The sequence below is a fragment of the Microcoleus sp. LEGE 07076 genome (assembly GCF_015207455.1).
GTDB lineage: Bacteria > Cyanobacteriota > Cyanobacteriia > Cyanobacteriales > Microcoleaceae > Microcoleus.
On the sequence record NZ_JADEWV010000398.1, the window covers coordinates 1 to 2,738 of the forward strand.

At 39.3% G+C, this 2,738-nt stretch carries 2 protein-coding genes; one reads left to right on the forward strand and one right to left on the reverse strand.

Features of this window, described 5'->3' with window-relative positions; genetic code table 11:
• Positions 1-150: 150 nt before the first annotated feature.
• Positions 151-1,989 (forward strand): CHAT domain-containing protein, encoded by a 1,839-nt coding sequence (locus IQ270_RS29555; RefSeq protein ID WP_193976668.1) that lies wholly within the window; start codon positions 151-153, stop codon positions 1,987-1,989.
• Between the two features lie 431 nt (positions 1,990-2,420).
• Here IQ270_RS29555 and IQ270_RS29560 read toward each other — a convergent pair.
• The coding region (locus IQ270_RS29560; RefSeq protein WP_193976669.1) for a transposase at positions 2,421-2,738 on the reverse strand (318 nt) is incomplete at its 5' end.

The window sequence follows — 2,738 nt, forward strand, 5'->3', positions numbered from 1 at the left end:
CGGGGAAAAAGTCAGATAGGACTTACGCACTAATAACGTAATTCTGTCATTCTGAGTGAAACGAAGAATCTCAAGCCTTTGCAACACCATGACAATGCGTAATTCATATCAGAGTTCGGTTTTTGTTGGGAATGAATAAAGGGGGATGAGATGAAACCTGAAGTAGCCCGCAGACGAATTGAAGCTTTCGAGAAGCGTTTTGGAAAAACGCACTTAACTTTTGCGTGTCACGCAGCGTTTCCCTTGGCTTTGACACCGGATTTGTTATATAAGTTGTGGGCTAATTTCCAGCGGGATATTCACGGGTTTGTGTTGGGAATTCCTTGGGTAGCTGTGGCGGATTTGCTACTTTCGAGTTTGTGCGATGAGGTAGGGCGAGAACTCTATGAGATGGATACAGCAGTGCGAAATTCGCTGTTGAATCGGTTGAAAGAGGATGATAATTTTGGTCAGCAGCGAATTAATGAGTTGTCTGATTTTCTATTAGTTTATGTGCGGCAGCAACTTCAGAGTAATGACCAAGATGTGCGAGATTTTGCTCAGGCGCAGCGGTGGACAGCTTTGGCCTATACCAGACCGAGTGAGGTGGCCCAGGAACTAAAAGCGACCCTGAAACAAGCCTATCGCCAGGATAGGGCAGAGCAAGTACGACTGGCATCTTTGGTAGAAACTTTTGCCGAACCTCTGGCTAAATTTGAGCCACTATTAGTTTATGCCCGTGAGATAGGGAAGTTTGCACCGAGTGATTCAGTCGATGCTGTTACTGAAGTTAGCAAGGCATCCCCAGAAAACAGCCAACCAAAGTATGCTCAGGAAGTATTAGATCCCATCAACCCATCTTCTCAAAAAGAGCCTAGAAAAAACAATGTTGTAGGAATAAAAACTGTTATACTGACCATAGGAGATGGGGATTTTGAAAGCGGTTTTCCAGTGGTAATGAAGATTTTCAAAGCTAAGGATTTGTTTCCAGTTCAACAATTAATTGGAAACTTACCTCCAGCTCCAGAACTTTACTCATCCTATGATGATTGGCAGTTATATTACCCAGCATATTCTACTGGCAATTACCATAGAATGGCAATAAAAATAATCAGACGTACTAATTTATCTCCTTCTGAATTCAATAAGAAAGTAGAAATTTTGCAAAATAGCATCAACAAATGGCTCAGATCTGAATCATTTCTTCCTTGTGTTCGTGCGCTATTCATGCAATTATCAAAAACTGATGAAGTAGGAGTGTTCATTGAAACTGAGAACCAGGTATTACAGCTATTACCGTGGCATCTTTGGGATTTCTTTGAAGATTATCCCAAGGCTGAAATCGCTTTAAGTTTGCCTCGATATTCTCGATATACAAAAATTAAAAAATCAACGTCTAGAAAAAACAATAAAGTCAGAATTTTAGCTTGTTTAGGTCAATCTACAGGAATAAATCTAGATGTAGATAGAATCTTACTCAAACACTTACCTAGTGCAGAGACAGTATTTTTAGTAGACCCAAGTCGCGATCAACTTTTTGATAGACTTTGGGATGGACAAGGTTGGGATATTTTGTATTTTGGGGGTATGAGTTCTAGTGATAGTGATGGTAGCAATGGTAGAATTTATTTTAATCCAACAGATACTTTAACGGCAAATGAATTAAAAAATGCACTAGAAAGAGCTATGGAACGCGGTTTAAAATTAGCTATTTTCAATTCCTGTGATGGGCTAGGAATAGGCAATCAATTAGCTGAATTAGGAAGTCTCACAACCATCGTCATGCGTGACCCAATAAGCGATGTAGTAGCACACGAGTTCTTTAAATATTTTCTGGAGGCATTTTCAAGCGGTAAATCTTTATACGCTTCTGTCCGAGAAACACGAGGAAGATTGCAGGCATTAGAAAATCAATATCCTTGTGCAAGTTGGTTGCCAGTGATTTTTCATAATCCAGCCGAAGCACCTCCGACTTGGGAACCAGCATCTTATGTCTCTATTTTTGATTGATTTACATAAATATCGCTGCTTAGCTACCAGAATGGAACGCCTAGAATCGCCTATTTTCTATATTTCTTTGGGGAGTGCTTAGTCACCATTTTGACTCCAGAATGCTGTAACATAGCAGACTTAAACGCACCAACAAGCGTTCATTACTCACAAGTTAAGCTAAAAACACTGTTGTCAATGAGTAATCTTACTCATTTTTTACCGAGATCCCAATTAAAATATGACTCCATTTGTTCATTCATTATTGAAAAAAAATTGTTCGGGACTTCTTTGAGTTCCTGGGAAAGGAGAAATAATTAGCCTGATATGAGGTTTTCGCTGTCGCTTAACAATCCCTAGATCTTGATTTTTCGCGTCGGCACAATACTTAACTAGGGTTTGCTGAATAATCGATCGCAAACCAATCACAGGAGCGATATATTCAAGCTTGGTTAATATAAGTTCTTCTGTATCGTTTTCATCCAGTTATAATTGGAGATTATCTTCAACCCAAAAACAGGTGTTCTTTTTCCAAATAGATATAAAAACACACAAAAAACCCGGCGCCACCAGGTAGAAAGATTCATTACCAAAAAAGTAATTGCAATAACTGTGCCAGATGTATTATCAAGTTTTGCCATTACTCGATTCAGACCGAATCTTCGTTTTCCTTGCCCAAATTTGCCCTCGATTGCATTTCTAATTCTTTCATCTTCTAAAGCTTGCTTCTTTTTTGCTTTACTGACGTTTGCTGGAGGTCTTCCTAAAGG